The sequence below is a fragment of the Nonomuraea sp. NPDC049158 genome (genome assembly GCF_040648335.1).
Classification (GTDB): Bacteria; Actinomycetota; Actinomycetes; order Streptosporangiales; family Streptosporangiaceae; genus Nonomuraea.
Genome location: NZ_JBEZDM010000001.1, coordinates 861,360 through 887,154 on the forward strand (window position 1 = coordinate 861,360; position 25,795 = coordinate 887,154).

General features: G+C 68.5%; 24 protein-coding genes. 13 read left to right on the forward strand and 11 right to left on the reverse strand.

What is annotated here, in order from left to right; all coding sequences use genetic code 11:
- Positions 1-73 precede the first annotated feature (73 nt).
- Together dprA and AB0B61_RS03835 are read left to right on the forward strand one after the other, a co-directional pair.
- Entirely contained in the window at positions 74-1,681 is a 1,608-nt protein-coding gene (dprA, locus tag AB0B61_RS03830; protein ID WP_358427467.1) for a DNA-processing protein DprA, read from the forward strand.
- A gap of 233 nt (positions 1,682-1,914) precedes the next feature.
- On the forward strand, positions 1,915-2,124 hold the full coding sequence (locus tag AB0B61_RS03835) for an acyl-CoA thioester hydrolase/BAAT C-terminal domain-containing protein (RefSeq protein WP_358427470.1): 210 nt from the start codon (positions 1,915-1,917) through the stop codon (positions 2,122-2,124).
- 155 nt (positions 2,125-2,279) lie between these two features.
- Here the strand turns inward: AB0B61_RS03835 and AB0B61_RS03840 are convergent, their stop codons facing one another.
- Positions 2,280-2,753, reverse strand: a complete 474-nt coding sequence (locus AB0B61_RS03840; protein WP_358427473.1) for an FAD-dependent monooxygenase — start codon at positions 2,751-2,753, stop codon at positions 2,280-2,282.
- Positions 2,754-2,972: 219 nt separating this feature from the next.
- Between AB0B61_RS03840 and AB0B61_RS03845 the strand changes: the two genes are divergently transcribed.
- Together AB0B61_RS03845 and AB0B61_RS03850 are read left to right on the forward strand one after the other, a co-directional pair.
- On the forward strand, positions 2,973-4,535 hold the full coding sequence (locus AB0B61_RS03845; RefSeq protein ID WP_358427476.1) for a cellulase family glycosylhydrolase: 1,563 nt from the start codon (positions 2,973-2,975) through the stop codon (positions 4,533-4,535).
- A 783-nt stretch (positions 4,536-5,318) separates the two neighbouring features.
- Positions 5,319-6,215 (forward strand): tyrosine recombinase XerC, encoded by an 897-nt coding sequence (locus AB0B61_RS03850; protein ID WP_358427479.1) that lies wholly within the window; start codon positions 5,319-5,321, stop codon positions 6,213-6,215.
- A 604-nt stretch (positions 6,216-6,819) separates the two neighbouring features.
- On the opposite strand, the gene AB0B61_RS03855 is transcribed toward AB0B61_RS03850, so the two are convergent.
- On the reverse strand, positions 6,820-8,127 hold the full coding sequence (locus AB0B61_RS03855) for a peptidoglycan DD-metalloendopeptidase family protein (RefSeq protein WP_358427482.1): 1,308 nt from the start codon (positions 8,125-8,127) through the stop codon (positions 6,820-6,822).
- Between the two features lie 129 nt (positions 8,128-8,256).
- Here AB0B61_RS03855 and AB0B61_RS03860 point away from each other — a divergent pair, with 129 nt between their 5' ends.
- Positions 8,257-8,733, forward strand: a complete 477-nt coding sequence (locus AB0B61_RS03860; RefSeq protein ID WP_358427485.1) for a GNAT family protein — start codon at positions 8,257-8,259, stop codon at positions 8,731-8,733.
- Between the two features lie 254 nt (positions 8,734-8,987).
- Here AB0B61_RS03860 and AB0B61_RS03865 read toward each other — a convergent pair whose 3' ends face one another.
- Positions 8,988-10,271 carry an MFS transporter gene (locus AB0B61_RS03865; protein WP_358427488.1) on the reverse strand — a complete coding sequence of 428 codons (1,284 nt, stop codon included), beginning with the start codon at positions 10,269-10,271 and terminating at the stop codon, positions 8,988-8,990.
- Between the two features lie 413 nt (positions 10,272-10,684).
- Between AB0B61_RS03865 and AB0B61_RS03870 the strand changes: the two genes are divergently transcribed.
- From AB0B61_RS03870 to AB0B61_RS03895, 6 genes are all read left to right on the forward strand, one after another.
- Positions 10,685-11,293, forward strand: coding sequence for a winged helix-turn-helix domain-containing protein (locus AB0B61_RS03870; RefSeq protein ID WP_358427491.1), 609 nt, complete (start codon positions 10,685-10,687; stop codon positions 11,291-11,293).
- Positions 11,294-11,512: 219 nt separating this feature from the next.
- Positions 11,513-12,478 (forward strand): 30S ribosomal protein S2, encoded by a 966-nt coding sequence (rpsB, locus tag AB0B61_RS03875; protein ID WP_358427494.1) that lies wholly within the window; start codon positions 11,513-11,515, stop codon positions 12,476-12,478.
- 299 nt (positions 12,479-12,777) lie between these two features.
- On the forward strand, positions 12,778-13,611 hold the full coding sequence (tsf, locus tag AB0B61_RS03880; protein WP_358427497.1) for a translation elongation factor Ts: 834 nt from the start codon (positions 12,778-12,780) through the stop codon (positions 13,609-13,611).
- Between the two features lie 123 nt (positions 13,612-13,734).
- A complete protein-coding gene (gene pyrH / locus AB0B61_RS03885; protein WP_225290523.1) occupies positions 13,735-14,433 on the forward strand; it encodes a UMP kinase in 699 nt (232 codons plus the stop codon).
- Positions 14,434-14,476: 43 nt separating this feature from the next.
- Positions 14,477-15,034, forward strand: coding sequence for a ribosome recycling factor (gene frr, locus AB0B61_RS03890; RefSeq protein WP_358427499.1), 558 nt, complete (start codon positions 14,477-14,479; stop codon positions 15,032-15,034).
- Positions 15,035-15,102: 68 nt separating this feature from the next.
- Positions 15,103-15,942 carry a phosphatidate cytidylyltransferase gene (locus tag AB0B61_RS03895; RefSeq protein WP_358427502.1) on the forward strand — a complete coding sequence of 280 codons (840 nt, stop codon included), beginning with the start codon at positions 15,103-15,105 and terminating at the stop codon, positions 15,940-15,942.
- A 13-nt stretch (positions 15,943-15,955) separates the two neighbouring features.
- Here the strand turns inward: AB0B61_RS03895 and AB0B61_RS03900 are convergent, their stop codons facing one another.
- A complete protein-coding gene (locus AB0B61_RS03900; protein WP_358427505.1) occupies positions 15,956-16,978 on the reverse strand; it encodes a suppressor of fused domain protein in 1,023 nt (340 codons plus the stop codon).
- 132 nt (positions 16,979-17,110) lie between these two features.
- Between AB0B61_RS03900 and rlmN the strand changes: the two genes are divergently transcribed.
- The gene (gene rlmN, locus AB0B61_RS03905) at positions 17,111-18,211 is read left to right on the forward strand and encodes a 23S rRNA (adenine(2503)-C(2))-methyltransferase RlmN (protein WP_358427508.1); all 1,101 of its coding nucleotides are present in this window, start codon (positions 17,111-17,113) and stop codon (positions 18,209-18,211) included.
- A 24-nt stretch (positions 18,212-18,235) separates the two neighbouring features.
- On the opposite strand, the gene AB0B61_RS03910 is transcribed toward rlmN, so the two are convergent.
- The 3 genes from AB0B61_RS03910 to AB0B61_RS03920 all read right to left on the reverse strand — a co-directional run bounded on the left by AB0B61_RS03910 (position 18,236) and on the right by AB0B61_RS03920 (position 20,383).
- Positions 18,236-18,937, reverse strand: a complete 702-nt coding sequence (locus AB0B61_RS03910) for a GDSL-type esterase/lipase family protein (protein ID WP_358427511.1) — start codon at positions 18,935-18,937, stop codon at positions 18,236-18,238.
- Positions 18,938-19,016: 79 nt separating this feature from the next.
- Positions 19,017-19,688, reverse strand: coding sequence for a hypothetical protein (locus tag AB0B61_RS03915; protein WP_358427514.1), 672 nt, complete (start codon positions 19,686-19,688; stop codon positions 19,017-19,019).
- Positions 19,685-20,383, reverse strand: coding sequence for an ATP-binding cassette domain-containing protein (locus AB0B61_RS03920; RefSeq protein WP_358427517.1), 699 nt, complete (start codon positions 20,381-20,383; stop codon positions 19,685-19,687). The genes AB0B61_RS03915 and AB0B61_RS03920 overlap by 4 nt, the downstream gene beginning before the upstream one ends.
- Before the next feature lie 142 nt (positions 20,384-20,525).
- On the opposite strand from AB0B61_RS03920, the gene AB0B61_RS03925 reads away from it, so the two are divergent.
- Positions 20,526-21,074, forward strand: coding sequence for a DivIVA domain-containing protein (locus AB0B61_RS03925; RefSeq protein WP_357656443.1), 549 nt, complete (start codon positions 20,526-20,528; stop codon positions 21,072-21,074).
- Positions 21,075-21,132: 58 nt separating this feature from the next.
- Here AB0B61_RS03925 and iolD read toward each other — a convergent pair whose 3' ends face one another.
- From iolD to iolC, 4 genes are read right to left on the reverse strand one after another with little or no spacing between them, the layout of a single operon-like run.
- Complete coding sequence (iolD, locus tag AB0B61_RS03930) at positions 21,133-22,989, reverse strand: 3D-(3,5/4)-trihydroxycyclohexane-1,2-dione acylhydrolase (decyclizing) (RefSeq protein ID WP_358427520.1); 1,857 nt, start codon at positions 22,987-22,989, stop codon at positions 21,133-21,135.
- Positions 22,986-23,822 carry a 5-deoxy-glucuronate isomerase gene (iolB, locus tag AB0B61_RS03935; RefSeq protein WP_358427523.1) on the reverse strand — a complete coding sequence of 279 codons (837 nt, stop codon included), beginning with the start codon at positions 23,820-23,822 and terminating at the stop codon, positions 22,986-22,988. The genes iolD and iolB overlap by 4 nt, the downstream gene beginning before the upstream one ends.
- Positions 23,819-24,715 (reverse strand): deoxyribose-phosphate aldolase, encoded by an 897-nt coding sequence (locus AB0B61_RS03940; RefSeq protein WP_358427693.1) that lies wholly within the window; start codon positions 24,713-24,715, stop codon positions 23,819-23,821. Before AB0B61_RS03940 ends, iolB begins: the two co-directional genes overlap by 4 nt.
- A gap of 5 nt (positions 24,716-24,720) precedes the next feature.
- Positions 24,721-25,644, reverse strand: coding sequence for a 5-dehydro-2-deoxygluconokinase (iolC, locus tag AB0B61_RS03945; protein WP_358427526.1), 924 nt, complete (start codon positions 25,642-25,644; stop codon positions 24,721-24,723).
- Positions 25,645-25,795 lie beyond the last annotated feature (151 nt).

Below are 25,795 nucleotides of genomic sequence, written 5' to 3' on the forward strand. Positions count from 1 at the left end.
AGCGTCGATGACGAGAGCAGAAGTGGAGGCGAGAGCCGCCCTCATGCGTGTAGCCGACGCTGGAGACCCGACGATGGGTCGTCTCGTCGCCTGCTGCGGCGCCGAGGCAGCGATCGACGCTGTACGCACGGAGACCCTCCCACCCGATTTCATCGCCCAGGAAACCCAAGACCACCACATCCCGGACCCCACCCAACTCCAACTGGCGGCCCCCACCCGCCAACACATCCCGGACGCCCACTATCACCAATCGGCGGACCTCGCCCGACAACGCATCCCGGCCCCCACTCAGCACCAATTTGCGGACCCCGCCCGGCAACACATCGCGGACCCAACGTGGCAGCACACCGCAGCAGACCTCACCCAACACCAGCTCAATGACCCAGGCCAGCAACAACGCCAGCTCAATGACCCAAGCCGGCAACAACGCCAGCTCAATGACCCAAGCTGGCAGCACGGAGCCAATCCCGCCCATAGGCAGACCACAAACCCCAGGGAGCGGTGCGAAACGACCCTGACCCAGGAACAAATCACTGACTCCACCGAGCAGCACGTCACAGCCCCCGGCCAGCAATTCGGCACGGCCCTCACAGAGCGCCGCACAGCGGAGCTCACCCAGCGACTACGCGCCTGGCGCGCCCGGCTGGAATCCGCCGATCCCGCAGCCGACCTCGCCAATGGCGAACGAAGCGGCGCCAGATTCATCATCCCCGGCAGTCCAGAATGGCCTACTCAGCTGGACCAACTCGGACCGCGCCGCCCTCTCGGCCTGTGGCTCCATGGCTCGGCCGACCTGCGCTTCTCCTGCCTGCGATCGATCGCCGTCGTCGGCGCACGGGCCGCCACGGCGTACGGTGTGCACGTCGCGGCTCAGTTCGCCGTCGGATTCAGTGACTCCGGCTGGACCGTGGTCTCGGGCGGTGCGTTTGGGATCGACGGCGCGGCCCATCGCGGCAGCCTGGCCGCCGACTCTCCGACGGTCGTCGTCCTGGCCTGCGGCGTCGATGTCAGCTACCCGACCGGACATCACGAACTGTTCGCCGCCGCCCGCGACCAGGGCGTAGTGGTCAGTGAGTGCCCTCCCGGCGTACACCCCACCCGTGCACGCTTCCTCATCAGAAACCGCTTGATCGCCGCCTTGTCACGAGGCACCGTCGTAGTGGAGGCGGCGCTCCGCAGCGGCGCGCTCAACACAGCCGGTCACGCTTTGTCACTGCAACGCCACTTGGCGGCCGTGCCAGGCCCGATCACCTCCACCATGTCGGCCGGCTGCCACCGCCTACTCCGCGAACGCAAGGCCGTCTGCGTCACTTCGCCCGAGGAAGTGATCGAACTGGTCGGTGCGATAGGCGACGACCTCGCCCCTCAGCCTCGTGGCCCGGTCGTCCCACGAGACACGCTGAGCGAGACAACCAGCCGGGTCCTCGACGCCATCCCCACACGCGGCGCCGCAGGTCCTGCATCCATCGCCGTAGCGGCCGGAGTCTCTCTGGACGCGGCCCTGAGCGCACTGGGCGGCCTGGCCGCCGCGGGTTACATAGAACGAGTGGCCAAGGGCTGGCGTACCCGCAAAACGCCATCAAGAACGTACGTGAAAGCCGACGAAACAGCACCCCCTAGGCAGTACCCCTCAGACCTCACCGATGACGACGATCTCCCACCTTCACCCGACGATCCGTGAACTTCCCGTAGGCAGCCCACACCCGTGTGCCAACGAGCCGCCCGTGACCGTAAGCGATACTGCCCGGCGAAGGGGCGAAGGGGCGAAGGGGCGAAGGGGCGAAGGGGCGAAGGGGCGAAGGGGCGAAGGGGCGAAGGGGCGAAACGCCTACCGATCTGGCCCATGGACGGACACCCGTTGTCTTATGCCCCGTGTGACCACGCCACTCACGGCGGCTCGTGCCGCTTCGCCTTATGTACGAACGCAGCCTCCGTTCCGATGCTGTTGCGGCGGCGGCGATTCGGGTGGAGCGGATCAACGGGCCGGTGCTGCTGGTTGCCGGGGAGGCCGACCAGGTCTGGTCGGCCAAGCGGGTTCGCCCGGGAGCCCGAGGCGTGGCCGGCCGGGCCGGTCTGCTGACCCAAATGCGGATCGGCCGGGCGCAGGTCACTGGGTCTCGTTAGCGGGGGAGCCGCTGCTTGGCCTGGCGATCGTCTACGGCGGCTCACTGGAAGCGGACGCGGCGTTCGGGGCGCTGGCTTGGCCGCGCTCGCTGGACCTGTTGCGGTTGCCGACCGCCGAGAGGCTCCGCTGATAGCGGCTGTACTGCCCACACGACCTAGCGACTTATGGGGGTCTGCTCGTCTTCGACGAGCACGTTGATCATGCTGTGGGCTGTGTTGCCGCCGGAGAGCATCTCGTAGACCTCGGCTCCTTCGGTGGCGATTTCGGTGCTGCGGGTGAACATGGTCTGCTCATACTTGGCGAGGGCGGCCTCGATGTCGTCGGGGTGCGCGGCGATGGCTTGGCCGAGTTCGGTGCCGTCGTACATGGCCAGGTTGGCGCCTTCGCCGTTCGGGGCCGAGAGGTGCGCGGCGTCGCCGAGCAGTGTCACTCCCGGCAGCCGATCCCACCGGTGCCCGATCGGCGGGGCGTGGAAGGGGCGCAGGACCGGCGCGGTGTCACTGTCGGTGATCAGCGCGGTGAGCTCAGGCGCCCAGCCGTCGAACTCCTGCGCGATCCGCGCGCCGGCCGCGGCGGCATCGGTGAAGTCAATGGCGGCTAACCAGTCCTGCGGTTTGGTGGGCGCCACATAAGTGTCCAGGGTGCCGCCGCTCGTACGCCGGGATCGGCACGATCAGGGTGGCCGCGGGGCATACGCCGATTGTTCCGCGCTCACGAGCGCCAGTCTGCCCAGTGAAACTTTCAAGCATTCTGCCTGGTCACAGCCATAGAACCCACGGTGCGTTGACGAGCGTGAAGACGGCGGCCGAGCATGACGCCGCGTTCTCCCTCTCCGAAAGGCACCCCCATGCACTTGTCCAAGGCGATGACGGCAGCCCTGGCCACGCTGGTGGCCGGAGCGGCAGTCGCTGTCGCGGTGACCACCGCCGCCCCAGCAGGCGCAGTCGCCGGCACGGGCACCGGCTACCTGCACACCAGCGGCAACAAGATCGTTGACAGCGCGGGCGCGACCGTGCGCCTGACCGGCCTCAACTGGTTCGGCATGGAGACCGACAACCGGACCTTCCACGGCCTGTGGTCGAGCACTCCCTGGAAGGGCCACATCGACAAGATGGCCTCGCTGGGCTACAACACGATCCGCGTGCCGTACTCCAACGACGCGCTCAAGTCCGGCGCCACGGCCACCGGTATCAACGACTACGTCAACCCCGACCTGATCGGCCTGTCGCCGCTGCAGATCCTGGACAAGATCATCGCGTACGCGGGTGGCAAGGGCATGCGGATCATCCTCGACCGCCACCGCCCGACCGCCGCGGGCCAGTCCGCGCTCTGGTACGTCTCCGCCACGCCGGAGAGCACCTGGATCAACGACTGGAAGGCGCTGGCCCAGCACTACGCGAACAACCCCACCGTCATCGGCGCCGACCTGCACAACGAGCCGCACGCCGAGGGCACCAACCCCAACGCGACCGGCTCCTGCTGGGGCTGTGGCGACCAAGCCCGCGACTGGCGGCTGGCCGCCGAGCGGGCCGGCAACGCGGTCCTGTCGGTCAACCCCAACTGGCTGATCTTCGTGGAGGGCGTGAGCTGCCCGAGCGGCGGCCTGTCCAACGTGTGGGACGGCGATCCCAGCAACGACGAGGACTGCGGCTGGTGGGGCGGGAACCTGTCGAAGGCGGGCCAGTATCCGGTACGGCTCAACGTGGCCAACCGCCTGGTCTACTCACCCCACGACTATGCGACCTCGGTCTACCACCAGACCTGGTTCGACGCCCCCGACTACCCCGCCAACCTGCCGGCCATCTGGGACAAGTACTGGGGCTACCTGTACAAGCAGAACATCGCGCCGATCATGATCGGTGAGTTCGGCACCACCCTGGCCGCGAACGTGGACAAGATCTGGCTGCAGGAGCTCCTGAAGTACACGGGCACCGGGGTGAACGGGATGTCGTTCACCTACTGGTCGTGGAACCCGAACTCCGGTGACACCGGGGGCATCCTCAACGACGACTGGACCACCGTCAACCAGGCCAAGCAGGCCATCCTCCAGCCGTACCTGATCCCGCCGACCGGCGGCACCGGGCAGCCCTCCGATACGCCCACGCCCAACCCTCCCGGGCAGTGCACGGTGACGTACAAGCAGACGAACTCCTGGCAGGGCGGCTTCCAGGGCGAGCTGACGGTGAAGAACACCGGCACCGGCACGATCAGCGACTGGACCGCCACCTGGACGTTCCCGTCGGGGGTGACGCTGGTCAACGGCTGGAACGCGGTCGTGACCCAGTCGGGCACCACGTGGACCGCTAAGGGCCCCGACTACGCCAAGAACCTCGCCCCCGGCGCGTCGGTCGCCGTCGGCTTCACCGCCAACGGCACGGCCGCCCAGCCCACCAACGCCACCTGCTCCTGACCCTTCCACCGTCTCCACCGTCACGGGTTCCCGACTCTCCCCACCGTCACGGGCTGGCGACCTTATGACCGTCGCGAGCTCTTGACCCTCCCGCCGTCGCGGGCGGAGGCGCTCCCGCCCGCGGCCCTGGAACGAGCGCCCGCCCCGCGATCCATGACCGAGCACCGCAGGGCGGGCGCTCGCCTTCCCTCCCAAGGGACAGCACCCCAACGGCCCTCCCCGAGAACGGCGAACTCCAACGCCCTCAAGGAACGGCAACCCCGTCGGGCTTCCCCCAAGGACAGCGGCCCCCCAACGCGCCTCCCCAAGGGACGGCAACCCCCGCGGCCTTCCCCCTCCCCAAAGGGACGGCGCCCCCACGGGCCTCCCTCCTCGTCGAAGGGACGGCAATGCCCATTTGTGGGAGAAGGATTGATCACGAGTCCCACGTAGTGGATAACGGATTCCGGCAAAAGGAGTAAACCTGCACTGTTACGGAGCCCCTGATGGCGGTGGCGTCCCGCTGAGTGGGGGATCCACGAGCTCGCCGCATGGCTTGGTTTCTGCCAGGGATGATTGGGCCCGAGTGACCGAGAAACCACGCCACACTGCGGGTCGTCATCGATCCGCGACCAACGAGTACACCACCCATCGGTCGGCTGGTGGTCGTGGACCAATGTGCAAAGGTGAACGAAACGAGGCGACGGTAGGGCGATATACGGGTAGAAGCCCGGCCGTGGACTGTCGATCGCCTGGTGCGCGCGGCTCCGGCAGCGGTCGGCGTCTGTGAGAGGGGAGGCGCTTGTGGCCGACGGGTGGCTGGGGGCGGATGAGGTGACAGCCGAATTCGGCAGGTACTTGCGGTTTGAAAGGGACCTGTCCCCGCATACCGTGCGTGCTTATCTCTCCGACGTCACGGCCCTGTTCGAGCACCTGGACGGTCAGCTCCACGGCCTTGATATCAGTACGTTGCGCGAATGGCTGGCCGAGCAGCATGCCAATGGCAAGGCGAGGGCGACGCTGGCGCGCAGGACCGCCTGCGTACGTACCTTCACGGCCTACTGCCATCGCAGAGGCTGGTTGCCGGACGACCCCGGCCTGCTGTTGGGCAGTGCCAAGGCTCCCCGCCCTCTGCCCGCCGTGCTCGATCAGGAGCAGGCTCAGGCCGCCCTGGAAGCGCCGGCGGATGGAGAGCCCAAGGAACTCCGGGATCAGGCCATCCTGGAGCTGCTTTACGCCACTGGTGTGCGGGTGAGTGAGCTGTGCGCGTTGGACGTCGACGATGTCGATCGGGATCGGCACGTCATCAGGGTGCTGGGCAAGGGCCGTAAGGAACGGTCTGTGCCATTCGGGTTGCCCGCGCTCCGTGCTCTGGACAGATGGTGTGTCCACGGACGCCCCCGGTGGATCCGCGCGGGCTCGGGGGCGGCGGTGTTTCTTGGGGTACGAGGCGGGCGGATCGACGCGGGTACGGTGCGCCGGGTGGTGCACGCTCGCTTGCGAGAGGTCGAGGGAGCACCGGACATGGGCCCGCACGGGCTGCGACACACTGCGGCGACGCACCTGCTCGAGGGCGGCGCCGACCTGCGTAGCGTCCAGGAGCTTCTCGGACACGCATCGCTGCACACCACCCAGATCTACACGCATGTCTCGATCGAGCGCCTCCGCACGGCATACCGTCAGGCACACCCCAGGGCGTGACCGGATATTTGGTTTGGGGTCCATGAAGATTGCGTTTCGGGTCCAACGGGGGCGGCGTTTCGGTTCAGCGGGGCTGAGTTCCGGCTCTAACGGGGAGTGGGGCTTTTTTCAGTGGGGGCTGGCCTCCAGATCCAGCGGGGGCTGGTTCCGGGGCCAATGGCGGCTGGGTTCCGGTCCAATGAGGGGCGGGGTTTAGGTTCAGCGGGCGGCTGGCCTGCGGATCCTGTGGAGGCTAGGTCCTGGGACCGATGGCGGCTGGGGTTGGGGTTCAGCGGCGGGTTTGGTTCCCGGCTCAAAGGCGGCAGGGTTTCGGGGTCAGCGGGGACGAGGTTGGGATCCAGCGGGTGGGTCTGGTGCGTGATCTACGAGGTATACGAGCGACTCTGCGCGGTGGGATTTTGCGGGTTGCTCGGGGCGGCTGGCCTCATGGTCGTGTCCCCAGATGGGGTCCTGCGTGGCAAGGCTTGGATGACGTCCCGCAGGGCGGTTTGTGGCTTCTCGGTTACTTGGCTCTGATCATCCCTGGTAGGAGCCATGCAGCGAGATCGTGGATCCACCACACAGTGGGACGCTGGCCAAACGCCTGGTAGGTGGCCGTCCTGGGTTATCGCTTGGTGGGCTTGGCTCTGCGTCGGCGCTTTCGTGGGAGCCGCCTGCGTTGCTGTTTGCGGTGCTGACCTCGGGAGATGCAGGGTTGCTGGGGGCGCGTTCTTCGATGGCGGCGGGTCAGGGTGAACAGCAGTAATGCGCTGAACAGCGCCCCCACGCTGATGACTGAGATGGCGGGCGTTGAGGCGGAACGTGCCGAGATGTGGAAGGCCCGGTTGGTCGTGGGGGGCGAGGAGGTTCCGGTCGAAACGGTGGGGGCGGGAGCAGGAGTGCTGCTTGATCGAGGCGGCGATGTCAGCAATCGGGTAGTTGCTGGTGTTTCCGCAGAGGGAGCCATGTCGGCGGGTGCTTGTTGGAGGGGTTCGGTGCTTGATGGTGGTGAGTGCGTCGAGAGGGCGGCGGTGTCTGTCGAGAGGGCGGCGGTGTCTAGGGCGTCCAGGTTCCAGTAAGGGAGGAGGCGGATGTGGGCTCGGCCGAGGAGGAGCAAGGGGTCCAGGTAGTGGGAGCCGCGCAGGAGGCCCCAGTGAAGGCAGGATTCTCGGCAGTGGCCAGTTGGGCGTTCGATGACTCCGAGGCGGGTGCCGGGCGCTACGTGCTGGTGTTGGCGTACTGATGCGTTGACCGGCAGATACGTCGTGCGTAGGCCGTCCGTGTGCTCGATGGTGACCACGCCCCGGCCCGCGAGGGGGCCGGCGAAGCGGACGGTTCCTGGGCCTGCGGCTACGACCGGGGTGCTGGGTGCGGCGGCGAGGTCGATGCCGCGATGGCCCGACAGCCATGGCTCGGGTGGGGGTGCGAAATGGCGGAGGACCCTGGGGTGTCCGTCCATTGGCCATCGCCACGTAGGGCGGTTGGCGGCAGCGGCAGGGCTTGCGAGTGCCAAGGGAATCAGGGGAATGGCGAAGGCGAGGAGGGCGGCCAGAAGCGTCGCCGGGCGTGAGGGCGCTCCTCGCCGAAGGGGCTTTGTTGGCGGGGGATGGGTTGACCTGCTGCCGTCGCAGGGGTGCCGGTGGATTGTGGGGATTTCGTGGTTGAAGGGGTGGTGGCGGTTAGTTGTGGGGTTTTGGTGGTTGAAGGGGTGGTGGCGGTTAGTTGTGGGGTTTTGGTGGTTGAAGGAATGAGGGTGAGTTGTGGGGTTTTGATGGCCGAAGGGATGCGGGGAATCGGGGTCGAAGGGGCGAGAGGAATTGGGGCTGGAGTGGCTGTTGGGAGGGGCCGGATGAGAGTGAAGCGGTGCTGGAGGGGTGGGGCTGGAGTGGGTGACAAGAGGTGATGGGCAGTGGGGGGTGGGGTGGATGGGCATGCGGTGAGTTTGCGGGAGCGGTGGGGGCCGTTGGTGGGGCGAACGTAATTCTGTGGAAAAGGGGGCGCGGGTCGGTAAGCCTGTGGATAGCTGCTGGCATCGTGGCGCGGGCAGGTTTGGGGAGGCGGCATGGTTGAGCTGCGTGGGTCCCGGGTGATCCTGCGGGACGTCGTACGGGATGACGAGGCGCGACTGCGGGAGATCGCGGGGGCACCGGAGGTGGCCAGGTGGTGGGGGCCGGTCGATGAGTTCGACGACATGCTCGCCATTACGGTCGGCGGTGAGGTGATCGGGGCGATTCAGTACGAGGAGGTCGAGGATCCGATGTATCGCAGCTCGGGGATCGATATCTTCCTCGGACCGCGGTGGCATGGACGCGGATTCGGTCAGGAAGCCGTTCGTACGCTGGCGCGATGGTTGATCGAGGAGCGGGGGCATCACCGGCTGACCATCGATCCTGCGGCGCACAACACGGTGGCCATCAATGCCTACGAGCGGGTGGGGTTCAAGCGGGTGGGGATTATGCGGGCCTATGAGCGGGATCCGGCGACTGGAGAGTTTCACGACGGGTTGCTTATGGATCTACTGGCGGGCGAGTTGATCTAGCCAAGCGAGGGGCCGTGTCTGGTCGAGCGAAGGCCTGTGCTCGAAGGGCTGAGGCCGGGGGTGTAGTTGCCTGAGCCGCATGTCACGGATGGTGGCGCTGGATGCTCCATGCTGAGGTGTTCGCAGAGCTTGGCCGTCGGGTTGATGTTCGGTCGCCATGGCGCGTGGCGTAGACGGTGAACGTCGGTTGCCACGGTGTGTCGGTTCGATGGGAAACGTCAGGGGATGGCGCTGGACGAGGTGTTCTCGAAGGGTCAGGACTTCGAGGGCTCTGGTGAGGGTTGGGTTGATGCCAGGTCCCTGGGGGCCGCGAAGCGGCGGCCGGGGCGCAGAGGAGAGGCCCAGATCCAGATCGTACTGAGTGCGATGCCGGCCGCTGAGATGAGGATGACGGGACGCAGGCCCGCGAACTCGGCCAGTACGCCACCCACGAGGCCGCCCAGGGCCATCACACCCTGTACGGCGAACGTCATGGTGGCATTGACACGGCCACGGAGTTCGGGGGCGGTTTCGCGCAGGACGATCGCGCCCATGCAGGTGGCGAACGCGACTACGACGCCACCCGTGACGATGCCGGTGAGCGCGAGCAGAGCCAGCTTCCACCAGAGGGGGCCGCTGAGCAGGCCCACTGCCAGGATTTCGATCGGGAAGAAGAGCACGGAGACGACTAGCACGCGGTTCTCGCCATAGCGTTTGGCGGCGCGGGTGGTGATCCAGGCGCCGATGAGCCCGCCGACGCCGCCGAGGGCGATGAGGGCGCCGATGAGGCCCCTGGGGATGCCGAGGGTGTTCACCATGTACAGCATGTAGACGGCCGTATAGGCCATGGCGAAGAAGTTGATGGTGACGCCCGCGCCGAGGAGGGCGCGGAGTACGGGATGGGTGGTGCTGGCGCGGAGCCCTTCGGTCACGTCTCGCCACATGCCGCGGGAGGGGGCCGGCTCGTTCTTCTCCGGGGTACGAATCGAGCGCAGCAGCAGTGCCGAAGCCAGGAACGACAGCGCCTCTGTGAGCACCGCCAGCGGGGCCGTCAGCAGTTGTACGAGGAGCCCGGCCAGGCCGGGGCCGCCGACAGAGGCCACCGAATAGGAGGCGTGGAAGCCGGCCATGGCCTCCGTTCGCTGTTCGGGGGAGACGATCGCGGCCACGTGCGGGAAGTTCGCGGCCCTGAAGAGGACGCCGGCCGAGCCGATGACCAGAGCGACGACGATGAGCCAGAACGCGTTGAGTACGCCCAGGAGCCAGGCCACAGGGACCGTCAACGCGGCGACGCAGGAGACGAGTTCGCAGGCGATCATGAGGGGGCGGTGGCGCGAGAGGCGGTCGGCGATCGCGCCCGACTGGAGGCCGAAGAGCAGAGCGGGGAGTGAGGCCGCGGCAGTGAGCAGGCCCATTTGCATGGGGGAGGCGGCGAGGAGGGTGACCGCGGTCAGCGGCACGGCCAGCTTGGACACCTCGGAGCCGGTGATGGAGATGGTGCGCGCGGTCCAGAGCAGTCGATAGTCGCGCTGTTTGAGGAGAGGGGTGAGGACTGGCACCTGGTCTAGCTCCTGTGGGGCGTCTCCAGGTGAGGTCGCGTCGCCCGGAGGGATCGGATCGCGGGGCGTGGAGGCAGAGCGGAGCGTGGAGGCAGAGCGGGGTGTGGAGGCAGAACGAGGTGTGGAGGCAGAACGAGGTGGAGGTGCGGAGATAGCGGCCGCCGGTGTGGTGTGGGGCGAGCGGAGGGTCGCCGGAGTGGCGTTGGGCGAGAGAGACGGCGTGGGTGGGACGTCGCTCGGTGGAAGAGAAGATCTGGGTGGGATGTAAGTGGTTTGGGGGGAACTGGTGGAGCCGCGTGGGACAGGGGTAGGCCCAGGCGCCGATTCGTGAAGGGATCGCTTCATAACTATGAAAGTAACCCTTCAGAGTTGTGAAGGCAATGCTTCACATCACTTCCGGGTACCTTGGTGCCATGACGCGGGAGAGCCTCAGTGACCCCAAGGCGATGCGGGCCCTGGCGCACCCGGCCCGGCTGGCGATCCTCAACCGGCTGGGTGTCGATGGCAACGCCACCGCCACCGAGGTCGCCGAGGTCGCCGGCATCACTCCGAGTGCCGCCAGTTATCACCTGCGCATGCTGGCCAAGTACGGCTTCGTGGAGGATGCGCCGCCGCGCGGCGACGGGCGGGAGCGGGTCTGGAAGCCGGCGAGTACGCCCCTGTCGGTCGGTGTGCAGCCGGGCGATCAGCCGGAGGTACGTGAGGCCAAGAACCTGCTGATCCAGGCGTTTCGCCGGGAAGCGGACGAGGAGGCCCGGCGGGCGCTGGAGAACATCGACCAGGAGCCCGAGGAGTGGCGCGAGGTGACCCGCTTCAGCCGCCTGATGCTGCGGCTCGACGCCGAGGAGATGGCGCGGCTCAATGTCGAGGTCGAGAAGCTGTTCGAGCCCTACCTGGCGCGCAATCGCGATGAGCGGGCGGCGCCGCCTGGTTCCAGGGTCGCCGAGGCCCAGGTCAATCTCTTCCCGCATGTGAGGAGGGCGGCGCCGGGGCTGCCCACGGAGGACCACGACGCGGGCTGACCCGAGACGGTCAGGCCGGGGCGGCGTGGGAGGTAGACTTTTGGGTGGCCTGTGCATCACAGGCCGACTTCGCATGCCCCATCGCGGACCGCGCCATCGGTCCGAGCCACGGCTCGGCTGGAGCGTTTCGGGGCATCAGGGCGACAGCCAGTGGGCTGCCGCGGCACAACCGAGAACTGCGCCCGCCCGCACGGGCGCCCAGACCTGGAGGACCAGCACATGGCCCCCGTCGTCACCATGCGACAGCTGCTCGAGAGCGGCGTTCACTTCGGGCACCAGACCCGCCGCTGGAACCCGAAGATGAAGCGCTTCATCTTCACCGAGCGCAACGGCATCTACATCATCGACCTGCAGAAGTCGCTGTCGTTCATCGACCGTGCCTACGACTTCGTCAAGGAGACGGTCGCCCACGGCGGCACGATCCTGTTCATCGGCACCAAGAAGCAGGCGCAGGAGGCCATCTCCGAGCAGGCGGCTCGCGTCGGCATGCCGTACGTGAACCAGCGCTGGCTGGGTGGCATGCTCACCAACTTCTCCACCGTGCACAAGAGGCTTCAGCGTCTGAAGGAGCTCGAGGAGCTCGACTTCGACAACGTCGCCGCCTCGGGGCTCACCAAGAAGGAGCTCCTCATGCGCCGGCGTGAGAAGGACAAGCTCGAGCGCACGCTCGGCGGCATCCGTGACATGGGCCGCGTGCCCAGCGCGGTGTGGATCGTCGACACCAAGAAGGAGCACATCGCGATCAGCGAGGCCAAGAAGCTTGGCATCCCTGTCGTCGCGATCCTCGACACCAACTGCGACCCCGACGAGGTCGACTACCCGATCCCCGGCAACGACGACGCCATCCGCGCCGTCGGCCTGCTGACCAGGGTCGTCGCCGACGGTGTCGCGGCCGGTCTGATGGCCCGCTCGGGTGCCGCCCGTGGTGACGAGAAGCCCGCTGCCGCCGAGCCGCTGGCCGAGTGGGAGCGCGAGCTCATCGAGCAGGGTGCAGCCGAGCAGGCCGCCCCCGAGCCGGCTGCCGAGGCCGCCGCTGCCGAGGCCGCTGCCCCCGAGGCTGAGGTCGAGGCTCCCGCAGCTGAGGTCGAGGCTCCGGCCGAGGTCGCGGCTGAGGCTGAGGTTCCCGCTGAGGCTGAGGCCGCTCCGGCCGCCGCTGAGGGCGAGACCGAGCAGCAGCAGGCCTGACCGCTCACACCTCGGGTAAAGACCGAGGTGGCGAGCAGTCGCGCACTGAGCCCGGCTCCGTGGAGTGACCCGCAAGCGAGGCCGAGCGGACATCGCAGACGCTGAGCCCGGCGGCGGGGGGCAATACCCCCGCCGCCGGGCAAGGCCGGAAGAGCCGGGAAGGCCGCGAAGGCAGGGCTGCTCACCAGGTAAGACTCTGAGCTCCTGTACGGCAGCCGCCGGCCGTTCGAACCATAGGGTGGGTGCCGGAAGGTCGGCGCCCACCCGATCCACGACGAAATCCCACAAGGAAAAAAGCAATGGCTTCCGTGAACATGGCCGACGTCAAGCGGCTTCGCGAGATCACCGCGGCCGGAATGATGTCTTGCAAGAAGGCGCTCGAAGAGGCTGACGGCGACATCGACCGCGCCATCGAGCTGCTGCGCCTCAAGGGCGCCAAGGACGTGGGCAAGCGCGAGGCGCGCACCGCCTCCAACGGCCTGGTCGCGCTCAAGCAGGACGGCGACTCCGCCGCGGCGCTGCTGGAGCTCAACTGCGAGACCGACTTCGTGGCCAAGGGCGAGCGCTTCCAGGAGCTGGCCGGCCAGGTCGTCGAGCACATCCTGGCCACCAGGCCGGCCGATGTGGCGACGCTGCTCGAGTCCTCGATCGACGGCAAGACCGTCAAGGAGCACCTCGACGTGGCCAACGCCGCGCTGGGCGAGAAGATCGAGATCCGCCGGTTCGCGGTGCTGGAGGGCGGCTACATCGGCGCCTACATGCACCGCACCGACCCGGCGCTGCCGCCGGCCGTCGGCGTGCTGGTCCAGCTCGACAAGCCGAACGCCGAAGTCGCCAAGGACATCGCGCAGCACGCCGCCGCGATGGCCCCCCACTACCTCAATGCCGCTGCCGTTCCCGCTGACGTCGTCGAGAAGGAGCGCAAGCTCTTCGAGGAGATGACGCGTGAGGAGGGCAAGCCCGAGGCTGCCATCGGCAAGATCGTCGAAGGCCGCGTCAGCGGCTGGTACAAGGACTTCACCCTGCTCCAGCAGGCGTTCGTCAAGGACAACAAGAAGACCGTCGGCAAGTACGCCGAGGAGAACGGCGCCGAGGTGCTGGCCTTCGTTCGCTTCAAAGTCGGCCAGGCTTAGGCTTGAACGAAATTCCAGCCCATCGAACCGCCTAAGAGGGAGGCCGCCGCCGTGCAGGAGAACCAGGAGCCAGCTACGTCGGCGGCTTCTTCGTATCAGAATCCGCTCCGGTGGAAGCGGGTCATGCTGAAGCTGTCAGGTGAGGCGTTCGCCGGTGGCGACCCGCTGGGGATCGACCCGCTGGTGGTCGATCACCTGGCCGACTCGATCGCCGAGGCCGTACGCGAGGGTGTGCAGGTGTCGGTGGTGGTCGGCGGCGGCAACATGTTCCGCGGGGCGGCGCTGTCCGAGCAGGGCATCGACCGCGCCCGCGCCGACTACATGGGCATGCTGGGCACCGTCATCAACTGTCTCGCGCTGCAGGACTTCCTGGAGCGGCGCGGTGTCGAGACCCGCGTGCAGACCGCCATCACCATGCAGCAGGTCGCCGAGCCGTTCCTGCCGCGCCGCGCGATCAGGCACCTGGAGAAGGGGCGCGTGGTCATCTTCGGTGCCGGGCTCGGCTCGCCGTTCTTCTCCACCGACACCGCGGCGTCCCAGCGCGCCCTGGAGATCGGCGCCGAGGCGCTGCTCAAGGGCACTCAGGTGGACGGGGTCTACGACTCCGATCCACGGAAGAATCCCGACGCGGTCAGGTTCGACCACCTCGACTACGGCGAGGTGCTGATCCGCGACCTCCAGGTCATGGACGCCACCGCGATCAGCCTGTGCAAGGACAACGACCTCCCGATCGTCGTCTTCGACCTGATGGGCGAGGGCAACATCCTGCGAGCGGTCCGCGGTGAGAAAATCGGCACGCTGGTGAGTCCCGCAGGCAAATGAGGGAGCGCGCCCGACATCGCCAGCTAGAAGACAGGGAGCCGCTGTGATCGACGAAACCCTCCTCGAAGCCGAGGAAAAAATGGACAAGGCCGTTACGGTCGCGAAGGACGACTTCGCGGGCATCCGGACCGGCCGGGTCACCCCTTCGATGTTCAACAAGATCAATGCCGAGTACTACGGCACGCCGACCCCGATCCAGCAGCTGGCCTCGTTCCATGTGCCCGAGGCCCGCATGGTGATCATCCAGCCCTACGACAAGGGTTCGATGGCCGCGATCGAGAAGGCGATCCGTGACTCCGACCTGGGCGTCAACCCCGGCAACGACGGGGCGGTGATCCGCGTGTCGTTCCCCGAGCTGTCGGAGGACCGGCGCAAGGAGTACATCAAGGTCGCCAGGAACAAGGGCGAGCACGCCAAGGTGTCCGTGCGCAACATCCGCCGTACCGCCAAAGAGATCCTCGACAAGATGATCAAGGACGGGGAGGCGGGCGAGGACGAGGTCCGCCGCGCGGAGAAGGAGCTCGACGACATCACCCAGAAGCACGTCGCCAAGATCGACGAGCTGCTCAAGCACAAGGAAGCCGAGCTGCTCGAGGTCTGAGCGGCGCGCCGCACGGCCCTCGCCCGGTGGCGGGGGCCGTGGCTCATGGGAGACCCAGGAAGAGATCTGTGGACGAAAGTACGGCTGGCACCAGCCCGAGCGGCGGCAGCCGTACCGGACGGAACCTTCCTGCCGCCATAGCGGTGGGCCTGGGCTTGGGCGCGCTGGTCATCGGCACGCTCTACACCGTCAAAGAACTCTTTCTCCTGGTGCTGGCGGGGGCCGTGGGCGTCGGGGTGGTGGAGCTGACCCAGGCGTTCGGCAGCCGTGGCATCAAGGTGCCGACCGTGCCCTTGCTCGGCGGCATGGTCGCGATGTTCGCCGGTGCCTACTGGGGCGGGCCCGTCTGGCTGCTCGGCGCGTTCGTGGTGGTCGTCTTCGTCCTGCTGATCTGGCGGATGTTCAGCGACGGCACGGACGGCTACGTACGCGACACGACCGCTTCGGTGTTCATCCTGGTCTATCCGCCGCTGCTGGCCGGGTTCGCGGCGCTGCTGCTGGCGCCCGGCGACGGCCGTGATCGGGTGGTCATCTTCATCGCGGTGACCGTGGCCAGCGACATCGGCGGCTACATCGCGGGCGTGCTGTTCGGCAAGCACCAGATGACCGTCATCAGCCCGAAGAAGACCTGGGAGGGGATGGCCGGGTCCATCATCGCGTGCGTGGCGGTGGGCGCCTGGCTGGTGAGCTGGCTCATGGACGGGCAGCTCTGGCAGGGCGCCCTGATCGGCGCGCTCGTGGCGGTGCTGGCGACCGTCGGCGACCTGATCGAGTCGATCATCAAACGGGATCTCGGCATCAAGGACCTGGGCACGCTTCTGCCGGGCCATGGCGGTCTCATGGACCGGCTCGACTCGCTGGTGACCACACTGGTGCCGGTCTGGCTGCTGATGACGCTGTTCTTCTAACGCCTCCCGAGCGCTAGTGGCGGTGTTCTTCCATCGCCTCGATGGTGACCGGCTGGAGCCAGAGCCAGCGGACGGCCTCACCGCCAAAGGCGAATCCTGATAAATCAGGCATGGCGGGTGGGTCGGCGACCATCATGACCCCCGCGTACTGCGGGCCCAGCGGGAACGTGGACGGCTCGTGATACCACTTGGCGGTATGCCCGTGCCCTAGCCACGTGACCGAGTGCCACGGATACTGCGACAGCCACACGAGCAGCAGCGCCGCCTCGCGCGGATCCTCGCGGGTGGCCACGGCCAGCTCGATCCTGGCGTACGCCCCCGGCCGGTCGATCCACTGCTCGACGGTGGGCATCCGCTGGCAGCTCATCCCGACCGTCGACAACACCGTGAACCCCCGGCGCCCGGACGGCGGCCGCTCGGTGATGCCGACAGCCGGCAGCCGCTCCCCGCTCACGTCCCAGTAGCGCCCGGCCGGCCCGAGTCCCCGTTCCAGATGTCCCATGACGAACTCCTGGAACGACGCCCAGGCCCCCTCCCCATGCCGCCAGCGCCAGTAGGACCTGGCGTTGGAGATACGCGGACGCAGCCCTTCTAGCGCCTCGGACAGCGCCCAGGCGAACGGCGTCTCACCCACGGCGTCACGGGCGTAGCCGGGCATCCCCCTGCTCATGTCGGCCCACCCGGGGATGACCGCCAGCAGGTCGTCGTCCTCATAGACTGCGACCCCGTCGCCCTCCTCGAACCACAGCGCCGTCAGTTGCCCGAGCGGCCGGCGGCCGGCCGGGTGCGTGGTGTTGGGCCGGGGCATGAGCGGCGGCAGCCCGGAGTTGAGCCTGGCCAGATCGACCACCTCGGGGGCGGGACGGTGGTTGGCCAGCCACACGGCGCCGTGCACGGCGCCGTCAGGCGAGCACAGGTAAGCTACCGAGGCGTCCTCGTCCCGCTCGACCACGAGCGTTCGGCTGCCGTACGGGTTGCCGGCGGTGAGGACGACCTCGGTCTGCCCCTCGCCAGAAGCCGACCGGAAAATCGCCATACGAGATGCACTCTAGATCGGCCCCTACCCTCATGCGAGAGCTATCGCCACCCGGAGCTCCCTCATGGAATGACACCTGGGAGCCGAACGTTCACTAACCTGGTCGGTATCCACCCAAGCAAAGGCAGGAACGTGTCCCAGCAGCCAGGTCAGCTCACCTTCGTCGCGCCGCGCAGGGCCAAGCCGGCTCGGCACCTGGCGGACCTGTCCATGCCCGACCGCCGCGCGGCGGTGACGGAGCTCGGCGAGAAGGCGTTCCGCGCCGACCAGCTGTCCCGGCACTACTTCGAGCGCCTGAACGCCGACGTGCACGCGATGACCGACCTGCCCGCGGCGGCCCGCGACAAGCTGTCGGTGCTGCTGCCGTCGTTGCTCACTCCGGTCAAGGAGCAGACCACCGACGCCGGCACCACCCGCAAGACGCTGTGGCGCCTGTTCGACGGCGCGCTGGTCGAGTCGGTGCTGATGCGCTACCCCGATCGGGTGACGATGTGCGTGTCGTCACAGGCCGGCTGCGGCATGAACTGCCCGTTCTGCGCCACGGGTCAGGCCGGGCTGACCCGCAACATGTCCACCGCCGAGATCGTCGAGCAGGTGGTCTCCGGTGCCCGCGCGCTGGCCGCGGGCGACGTGCCCGGTGGCCCCGGGCGGGTGAGCAACGTGGTCTTCATGGGCATGGGCGAGCCGCTGGCCAACTACAAGCAGGTCATCGGGGCCGTACGCCGGATGGTGGAGCCCGCCCCGCACGGTCTCGGCATCTCGGCGCGCGGCGTCACGGTCTCCACGGTCGGCCTGGTGCCCGCCATCGGCAAGCTCGCCGACGAGGGCTTGCCGGTCACGCTCGCCCTGTCCTTGCACGCGCCCGACGACGAGCTGCGCGACACGCTGGTGCCGATCAACACGCGCTGGAAGGTGTCGGAGGTCCTCGACGCCGCCTGGGCGTACGCGGCCAAGACCAAGCGGCGGATCTCGATCGAGTACGCGCTGATCAAGGACATCAACGACCAGGAGTGGCGGGCCGACCTGCTCGGCAAGCTCGTACGCAACAAGCTGGTGCACGTCAACCTGATCCCGCTCAACCCGACGCCCGGCTCCAAGTGGACCGCCTCCCGGCCGGAGGACGAGCGGGCGTTCGTGCGGCGGCTGGAATACCACGGTGTGCCGGTGACCGTCCGCGACACCCGAGGCCGCGAGATCGACGGCGCCTGCGGGCAGCTCGCCGCCGCCGAATAGCTCGGGGAAGAGCTCCAGGAAAGCTCAGGAAGAGCGCACGACGCCCTCGATCAGGTCCGCGATCATCGCGGCGCCGCGGCTGTTCAGGTGGACGGTGTCCGTGGTCAGCAGCAGTCCGCGGCTCCTGGCGATCGCGTCGAAGCCGCGCCCGAGAAAGAAGTGCTGCATCGCGGCGGTGGGCGCCAGCAGGCTGTCCGCCCGGTAGTGGACGCGCGGCTTGCCCTCCGCCTTCTCCAGGTGCGCCACCATCTGCTCGTTGAGCGGGAGATACTGCACGAACTGCTCGGCCGCCACCTTGCGGACGATCTCCCCGAACTCCGACGTCCGCCGCAGCGCCACCGAGTCGAGGTCCTCGCCGAGCACCGGCGGCGAGATCAGCGCGATGCGGGCCCGGGTCTCGTCCTTGAGCCGGGTGGCGATGGCGGAGAGGTTCGCCGCGTAGCCGTCGGGGCTGGGGTCCTCGGCCAGCTTCCACCGGTCGCGCAGCTTGCGGGCGGTCGTCTCGCCCAGCGTGGCAGTGGCGTCGTTGGTGCCGATGAGTACGGTGACCACGTCGGGATCCTGGTCGACGACCTCGGACAGCCGGTCCAGCACATGGGCGGAGACGTCGTAGTTGACGCCCGCGTTGATCACCGTGGTGCCCGGCAGCCTGGACTCCAGCACCTTCACGTAGTTCGCGCTGACCTGACCGCGCGTGATGCTGTCGCCGACACAGATCACCTTCATGACGCCCGCTCCTCATAGGTGGGTGAGTACTCACTAACCTAGCGGCAAAAAGGGGCGCGCGTGACGTTCCCTCCTGTTTTCAGGGTCGGGTACGGCGCAGCCAGGCGTAACAGCCCAGGCCGAGCAGGCACCACGCCAGCGAGATGGCCGCGAGCTCGGGCAGCCGGGCGGTCAGCTCGGCGGAGTTCGCGGACTTCATCCAGGTGATGACCGGGACCGTGAGCCAGTACAGCGGCGAGGCGCTGAGCATCAGCATGACCAGGAAGCCCAGCAGCAGCGACATGATGGAGATCGCGGGGGAGCGCAGGATCGCCCGGCTGGTGAGCGCGCCGAGCGTGACTCCGGCGAGCGTCGCGAGGCCGTACAACGTCAGGACCGCGGCGAACTCCTCAGGCCGCGGGACCGCGCTGACGCCCAGTACCAGGCCCCAGCCCAGGGCCAGCGCGATGAGCACCAGGGACGTCGCGAGCGCCGCCAGCAGGCCCGCGCTCAGCTCGCGCAACCGGCTGCCCACACTGATCGCCGACATGGCGCGCTGCTGATCCGGCTCGGTGTCGAGCAGGCTCCTGCTGGACCAGGCCAGGATCGGGATCACCAGCACCGCGGCGTCCGTGAGGACTTCGGTCTCGGCGCCCTTGGGCGCGCGGCTGCCGTAGAGGATCGCGATCAGCGCGAGCATGAGCAGCAGCGCCTGGAAAATGCGGTGGGACCGGATGTAGGCCTCGACGCGGAAAACGGTCAGCGCGATCATCGCTGCTCCTCGGTGACGTCCGTGACCGCTGATGTGGCGGAGGTGGTGACTGACACGTCCTGGACCTGGTAGCCCTCGTCACGCATCCTGGCCACGAACGACCGGACCTCGTCCACCGGCAGATCCACCCGCACGGTCGCCCGCTGCCCCGCCGTACCCTCCTTGACCAGGCCGTCCACCACCGTCCAGTGCCGGATGGAGGAAAGGTGGCGCAGGCCGCCCTGGTGGTCGCTGGCGACCACGATGGCGCCGCCCTCGGAGAGCTCCGTGACGATGGACGGGAGCACCTCGCGGGTGTCGGCGTCGAGCCCCGCGAACGGCTCGTCCAGGATGAGCAGACCGGGCCCGCACATCAGGGCCTGGGTCAGCCCGACCTTGTGGGCGCTGCCCTTCGATAACTCGCTCAGCCGCAGGCCGAGCAGGTGAGCCATGCCGAGGCGCTCCGCCCAAGGCTCCCAGCGGGCGCCCCCGCGTACACGGGACATATGGCGCAGATAGCCGGACACCGTGAAGGGCTGCTCGAGCGGGAAGCGGTCCGGAGCGAAGCCGACCACCGCCGGGCGGTCGGTGATGGTGCCCGACGACGGCTTGGTGAGCCCGGCCAGCAGGCGGAGCAGGGTGGACTTGCCCGCACCGTTGACGCCGGCGACCTCGATCACGTCGCCAGGATCAAGGTGCGCGTCCACGTCCTTCATGACAGAAGGATCACGTCTTCGATAACGGAAAGAGACCTTGGTCAATCGCATGGTGCGGTAACGGTATATCTCAGTTCGCATTGTCAGGATAAAGAGCCCCACAATATGAGCAGCCCCCCAGCACACCGCAGAAGGAGTGAGCTTGAACCGCTTTCCACGCGTCATGGGTATGCGTTCAGGCTACGACCCGGTCGAGGTCGACGCCCTGATCGGGCGCATCGAGGCGACACTGGGCAGGGGGCCGCGCGACATCGAGCAGGTCACGGCCGACGACGTACGCAGGGCGACGTTCCGGGCCAGGCGCGGCGGTTATCAGGAGACCGCGGTGGACTTCGCGCTGGAGGCGTTCGTGGTGGCGCTGGAGACGCGGGCCAAGAGTCCCGTACGGCTGGCCATGACCGAGCCGACCGGTGAGATGCTGCGCGAGGAGTGGTTCGAGACGCAGGCGGCGCGGGTGGAGCGGGTGGCCTTCCGGCCCGGGCGGATGGGCACGGGCTACAACGAGGACGAGGTCGACGCCTTCCTGGATCGGATCGTGGCCACGCTGCGTGGCACCACCGACTACCCGGTGACGGCCAAGGACGTCCGCGAGGCGAAGTTCTCGACCGTGCTGCTGCGGCCCGGCTACCTGATCGCGGACGTCGACTCGTTCCTGGCGGGCATCGCCGATGTCCTGAAGCAGCGGGCCTGAAGCAGCGGGCCTGAAGCAGCGGGCGTGGAGCAGCGGGCGTGGAGTAGCGCTCCTTCTGTCAGGTGGGCGTGATGTGCGGCTTCTGGGCGCTCTTCTCGGACTCGTACGAAGCGCGCACCATAGGGCCTTCAGGAGCCGTGGAGATCTCGGCGACCGGGACGTCCCACCACGCCTCCGACGATGGGCTGTCCAGCATGGGGTCGGCACGGACATAGATCACGGTCGTCTCCTCGGCGGCGCGGGCCGCCTCCAGAGCCTTGCGGAAGTCGGTCAGCGTGTCGGGCCGCAGCACGGTGGCGCCGAGGCTGGCGGCGTTGGCGGCCAGATCCACCGGCAGGCCGTCGCCGTCGTAACGGCCGGTGCCCCGGTAGGCGTAGGAGGTGCCGAGCCGCTGGGCGCCGACGCTCTCCGACAGGCGGCCGATCGAGGCGAAGCCGGAGTTGTCCACCAGCACCACGATCAGCTTGACGCCCTCGGAGACGGCCGTGACGAGTTCCTGGGCCATCATCAGGTAGGACCCGTCGCCCACCATGACGAACACCTCACGGTCGGGGACGGCCATCTTGACGCCCAGCCCGCCGGCGATCTCGTAGCCCATGCAGGAATAGCCGTACTCCACGTGATAGCTGCCAGGCCCGCTCGGCCGCCACAGTTTGTGCAGGTCGCCGGGCATGGAGCCGGCCGCGCAGACCACCACGCCGTCGTCGCCGGCCGCGGCGTTGACCGCGCCGATCACGGCCGACTGCGGCATCGGCCGGCCGTCCAGCGCGTACGCCTCGTCCACCACCGCGTCCCAGGCCGCGGTCAGCACGGCGGCGCGCGAGCGGTATGCCTCCGGGGTGCTCCAGCCCGCGCATGCCCCGGTCAGCTCGGTCAGCCCCTCGCGGGCGTCGGCCACGAGCTGGAGCCCCGACAGCTTGGCGGCGTCGAAGCCGGTGATGTTCAGGTTGACGAACCGAGTCTCGGCGGAGAAGAGCGTGCGGGAGGCCGTGGTGAAGTCGCTGTAGCGGGTGCCGACGCCGATGATCAGGTCGGCCTCGCGGGCCAGCGCGTTGGCCGCCGTGGTGCCGGTCGCGCCGACCGCGCCCATCGCGAGCGGGTGCCCGTAGGGCAGCGCGCCCTTGCCCGCCTGCGTCTCGGCGACCGGGATGCCGTACGCCTCGGCGAAGGCCCGCAGCTCGGCCGTGGCCTCGCTGTAGATCACCCCGCCGCCGGCGATGATCAACGGCCGGCTCGCCGACTTGATCAGCTCGGCCGCCCGCGCCAGGGCCACCCGCTCGGGGCGTGGTCGCGGCACGTGCCAGAGGCGGTGCTCGAACAGCTCCTGCGGCCAGTCGTACGCCTCGGCCTGGACGTCCTGCGGCAGCGCCAGCGTCACCGCGCCCGTCTCGGCCGGGTCGGTGAGGACCCGCATGGCGGCCAGCAGCGCCGATGGGAGCTGTTCGGGCCGGTTGATCCGGTCCCAGAAGCGCGACACCGGCTTGAAGCAGTCGTTGACCGAGATGTCGTACGAGCGGGTGTCTTCGAGCTCCTGGAGTACCGGGTTGGCGACCCGGGTGGAGAACACGTCGCCAGGCAGCAGCAGCACGGGCAGCCGGTTGATCGTCGCGCCCGCCGCGCCGGTGATCATGTTGGTCGCGCCGGGGCCGATCGAGGTGGTGCAGGCCAGGGTGGACAGCCGGTTGGCGGCCCGCGCGTAGGCGGCGGCCGCGTGCACCATGGCCTGTTCGTTGCGGCTCAGGTGGTAGGGCAGGTCCTCGGTCGAGGTGGCGAGCGCCTGGCCGAGCCCGGCCACGTTGCCATGGCCGAAGATGCCGAAGCAGCCGCCGAACAGCCGGTGCTCGACGCCGTCGCGCTCGCTCCACTGGTGGGCCAGGAAGCGCACCACGGCCTGCGCCACGGTCAAACGGGTCATGAAGTCCTCCCGAACGGCAGTCTCGCATCGATGGCCTGGCCGTCCCAGGAAGAGCGGATCCAGGCGTGCCGGGGGTCGTCGCAGAACGCCATCGACCGCTCCTCGGCGGGACCGGCCAGGACGTTCAGGTAGTACAGGTCGTAGCCGGGCGCGGCCATCGACGGGCCGTGATAGCCATAGGGCACCAGCACCACGTCACCGGAGGAGACCTCGGCCAGCGTGTCGATCTGGCCCCGCTCGGAGGAGTAGACGCGCTGGTAGCCCAGGCCGTCGCCGGCCACCTCGAAGTAGTAGATCTCCTCCAGCACGGCCTCGCCCTCGTTGGGGGTGTCGTGTTTGTGCGGGGGATAGGACGACCAGTTGCCGCTCGGCGTGAGCACCTCCACGGCCACGAGCTTGTCGCACTCGAAGACGCCGGGGGCGCAGAAGTTGTTCACCTGACGGCTGGCCTGGCCCGCGCCCCGGATCTCGACCGGCACCTCCGAGGCCGGGACGTACCGTGGGGCCAGTCGCCGGGTCGCCCGAGCGGAGGGGAACGCGATGCGGCCCGACCCCTCGACCGTCACATCCGTAGAAATCGGGATATAGGCGAAATCAGAAGGCCCAGCGAAGACCGACGCGCGGCCTGTCAGCTCGAACCGCTCGCCACCGCACATCACCGTGCACGAACCCGACAACGGCAGGACCAGCATCTCCTCCTCCCCGGTCGAGAAGGAGACCGAGCCGCCCAGGTCGGCCACGCGCAGCCCCGAGTAGGTCCAACCGGCCAAGGCGGGCGTGATCTCCACCGACCACGACCCGCCGGCGGCCTTGCCGTACGGAAGGTATGTCATGAGCGCACCTCTCGAACCAGAGCGGCCGCGCCGTCCACCGCGGCGGCCACGTCGTCGTCCGGAGGGTAGAGCAGCGCGCGCCCGATGACGAGCCCGCGCACCCCTGGCAGGCGCAGCGCGCGATCCCAGTCGGCGTAGGCCGCGTCGATGTCGGGCGGGTCGCCGCCGAGCAGCAGCGCGGGCAGCGTGGTGGCGGCCATGACGCGCTCCATCTCGGCGACCGCGGGGATCTTCAGCCAGGTGTAGGCGGAGGTCGTGCCGAGTGCCTGGGCGACGCTGATCGACCGGATGACCGCCTCGGGCGACAGGTCGTTGCGCAGGACGCCCGTCTCCGTACGCGCCGCCCAGAACGGCTCGACCATCGCCAGCAGTCGCCGGCGGGCCAGGTCGCTGACCGCGTGGGCGCACGACTCGAGCGTGGTGACGGTGGCGTGGTCGGCCGGGTCGATGCGGCAGAGCATCTTGCCGCCGTCCAGGCGCATGGCGTCGATGGCGGCCGCGTCGAAGCCGGTGAACCGGTCGTCCAGTTCGAACACCGAGCCCTGCAGACCGCCCCGGTTCATCGAGCCGAAGGCCAGCTTCTCCTCCAGCGCGCCGAGCAGCAGCAGGTCCTCCAGCACGTCGGGGGAGGCCAGGATGCCATCCACGCCGGGTCTGGCCAGCGCCGTCTGGAGCCGGTCGAGCAGGTCGGGGCGGCTGGCCATGGCCAGTGGCCGGTCGCGGACGCCGAGCGACCCGCGCGCCGGATGGTCGGCCGCGATGATCAGCAGGCGTTCGCCCTCGCCCGGCAGTCCCCGGCGCTGCCGGCGGGCGGCGGCGCGCTCGATCTCGTCCGGCCTGGTGGCCCGGATGTCGGTCAGGTGGTCGTAGCGGGCGGTTCGGGGCAGCGTCATGTCGCTCATAGGAGTGCCTGCACCTCGTCAGTCGTGGGCATCGCGTCGGCACAGGCCAGGCGGGCGGCCACGTAGGCCCCGGCGGCGTTGGCGAAGCGGATCGTCCGCTCCAGCGGCCAGTCGCGCAGCAGCCCCAGGCAGACGGCGCCGCCGAAGGCGTCGCCCGCGCCGATGCCGTTGACCACGTCGACCTTGACCGGCTCCGCCACCACGTACTCCTCCCGGCTGCGGGCCAGCACCCCGTTGGGGCCCATCTTGACGATGGCGACGCGCATCCCGGCGTCGAGCAGCGCCTGCGCGGCCGCCTCCGGGTCGCGGGTGCCCACCGCGTTCTCCACCTCGTCGAGGTTGCCGACGGCCACGTTGGCGTACGGAAGCGCCTGGCGTACCGCCTCCTGGGAAGCCTCGGGCGACTCCCACAGCATGGGGCGGTGATCCAGGTCGAAGACGGTCAAGCCGGACGTGCGCGCGGCCAGGGCGGCGGCGTGCGCGGCTCGGCTGGGCTCCTGGCTCAGGCCGGTGCCGGTGAACCAGAACAGCTTCGCGTCCCGGATCGCGGCCAGGTCCAGCGACTCGGCGGTCAGTTGCAGGTCCGGTGGATGCTCGCCCCGGTAGAAGTAGAGCGGGAAGTCGTCCGGCGGGAAGATCTCGCAGAACGTGACGGGCGTCGGGGGACCTTGGACGGTGGCCACGAAGGAGTCGTCCACGCCGAAACCGCGGATCGCCTGCCGTACGTACTCCCCGAAGGGGTCGGCGCCGACCGCGGTGATCACGGCGGCGCGCAGCCCGTGGCGCGCGGCCGCGACCGCGACGTTTGTCGGGCTCCCGCCGAGGAACTTACCGAAGGTCTCGACATGGGCCAGGCCCACGCCGGTCTGCAGCGGATAGACGTCGACCCCGGAGCGGCCGATCGTGATCAGGTCGTACAACGCACCTCCAGTGACGGAGCCTTCGTGCCTACTATGGCATATTGTCATGACATTCGGATGTCCGCTATGCCGGTCTTTCTTCCCTGACCGAAACCCCAGTAAGTGGATCGTCTAGGGTTGGACCGCCGCCGAGACCTCCTCGTGACAAAGA

Bases quoted from the DNA above. Each gene is read 5' to 3' on its own strand.
- dprA (WP_358427467.1), top strand. From the start codon at position 74: ATGGGTCGTCTCGTCGCCTGCTGCGGCGCCGAGGCAGCGATCGACGCT.
- AB0B61_RS03835 (WP_358427470.1), top strand. From the start codon at position 1,915: ATGTACGAACGCAGCCTCCGTTCCGATGCTGTTGCGGCGGCGGCGATT.
- AB0B61_RS03845 (WP_358427476.1), top strand. From the start codon at position 2,973: ATGCACTTGTCCAAGGCGATGACGGCAGCCCTGGCCACGCTGGTGGCC.
- AB0B61_RS03855 (WP_358427482.1), bottom strand. From the start codon at position 8,127: ATGCCCATCCACCCCACCCCCCACTGCCCATCACCTCTTGTCACCCAC.
- AB0B61_RS03860 (WP_358427485.1), top strand. From the start codon at position 8,257: ATGGTTGAGCTGCGTGGGTCCCGGGTGATCCTGCGGGACGTCGTACGG.
- AB0B61_RS03870 (WP_358427491.1), top strand. From the start codon at position 10,685: ATGACGCGGGAGAGCCTCAGTGACCCCAAGGCGATGCGGGCCCTGGCG.
- rpsB (WP_358427494.1), top strand. From the start codon at position 11,513: ATGGCCCCCGTCGTCACCATGCGACAGCTGCTCGAGAGCGGCGTTCAC.
- tsf (WP_358427497.1), top strand. From the start codon at position 12,778: ATGGCTTCCGTGAACATGGCCGACGTCAAGCGGCTTCGCGAGATCACC.
- pyrH (WP_225290523.1), top strand. From the start codon at position 13,735: ATGCTGAAGCTGTCAGGTGAGGCGTTCGCCGGTGGCGACCCGCTGGGG.
- AB0B61_RS03900 (WP_358427505.1), bottom strand. From the start codon at position 16,978: ATGGCGATTTTCCGGTCGGCTTCTGGCGAGGGGCAGACCGAGGTCGTC.
- AB0B61_RS03910 (WP_358427511.1), bottom strand. From the start codon at position 18,937: ATGAAGGTGATCTGTGTCGGCGACAGCATCACGCGCGGTCAGGTCAGC.
- AB0B61_RS03915 (WP_358427514.1), bottom strand. From the start codon at position 19,688: ATGATCGCGCTGACCGTTTTCCGCGTCGAGGCCTACATCCGGTCCCAC.
- AB0B61_RS03920 (WP_358427517.1), bottom strand. From the start codon at position 20,383: ATGAAGGACGTGGACGCGCACCTTGATCCTGGCGACGTGATCGAGGTC.
- iolD (WP_358427520.1), bottom strand. From the start codon at position 22,989: ATGACCCGTTTGACCGTGGCGCAGGCCGTGGTGCGCTTCCTGGCCCAC.
- iolB (WP_358427523.1), bottom strand. From the start codon at position 23,822: ATGACATACCTTCCGTACGGCAAGGCCGCCGGCGGGTCGTGGTCGGTG.
- AB0B61_RS03940 (WP_358427693.1), bottom strand. From the start codon at position 24,715: ATGACGCTGCCCCGAACCGCCCGCTACGACCACCTGACCGACATCCGG.